Source organism: Streptomyces sp. NPDC126497 (assembly GCF_040302425.1).
In the GTDB taxonomy this organism is placed as follows: domain Bacteria; phylum Actinomycetota; class Actinomycetes; order Streptomycetales; family Streptomycetaceae; genus Streptomyces.
Genome location: NZ_JBEORT010000235.1, coordinates 1 through 1,065, shown reverse-complemented (window position 1 = coordinate 1,065; position 1,065 = coordinate 1). Strand labels below are relative to the sequence as shown.

Below are 1,065 nucleotides of genomic sequence, written 5' to 3'. Positions count from 1 at the left end.
CGCGCCGGATGGTGTTGAGCCGGGTGATCAGGGGGGCGATGGTGCGGCCCTCGCGTGCGGCGGCGTCCCAGTCGCGGGGGGTGAGCTGGTACTTCTCGCTGTCGAGGTATTCCTCGCCGCCCTCGCGCAGGGGGGTGTTCTCGCACAGTTCGTAGCCGCTGTAGATGCCCCAGGAGGGGGAGAGGGTGGCGGCCAGGACGGCGCGGACCTCGAAGGCGGGCCGTCCGCCGTGCTGGAGGTAGGCGTGCAGGATGTCGGGGGTGTTGGGGAAGAAGTTGGGCCGCATGTAGGAGGCGGCCTCCCCCGACAGTTCGGTCAGGTACTCCGTCAGCTCCTGCTTGGTGGTGCGCCAGGTGAAGTAGGTGTAGGACTGCTGGAAGCCGATCTGGGCCAGGGTGTGCATCATCGCCGGGCGGGTGAACGCCTCCGCCAGGAAGATCACGTCCGGGTCGGCGGCGTTGATCTCGCCGATCACCCGCTCCCAGAACACCACCGGCTTGGTGTGCGGGTTGTCCACCCGGAAGATCCGCACCCCGGTGTCCATCCAGTGCCGCAGGATGCGCACGGTCTCGGCGACCAGGCCCTCCAGGTCGGCGTCGAAGGCGATGGGGTAGATGTCCTGGTACTTCTTGGGCGGGTTCTCCGCGTAGGCGATGGAGCCGTCGGGGCGGTGGTGGAACCACTCCGGGTGCTTGTGCACCCAGGGGTGGTCCGGGGAGCACTGCAGGGCGAAGTCCAGGGCGACCTCCAGGCCCAGCTCGCCGGCCCGGGCGACGAAGCGGGTGAAGTCCTCCAGGGTGCCCAGGTCCGGGTGGACGGCGTCGTGGCCGCCCTCGGCCGAGCCGATCGCCCAGGGCACGCCGACGTCGTCGGGGCCGGCGTCCAGGGTGTTGTTGGGGCCCTTGCGGTGGGTGGTGCCGATCGGGTGGATCGGCGGCAGGTAGACGACGTCGAAGCCCATCGCGGCGATCGCCGGCAGCCGGCGCGCGGCGGTCTCGAAGGTGCCGTGCGGCCGCTCGGGAGTGCCCTCCGAGCGGGGGAAGAACTCGTACCAGGACCCGTACA

Annotated in this window: 1 pseudogene; it reads right to left on the bottom strand. The window is 70.3% G+C overall.

Annotation, left to right across the window (positions count from 1 at the left end):
* Positions 1-1,065 (bottom strand): annotated as a pseudogene (locus ABTY20_RS35310) (alpha-1,4-glucan--maltose-1-phosphate maltosyltransferase); the annotation flags it as partial.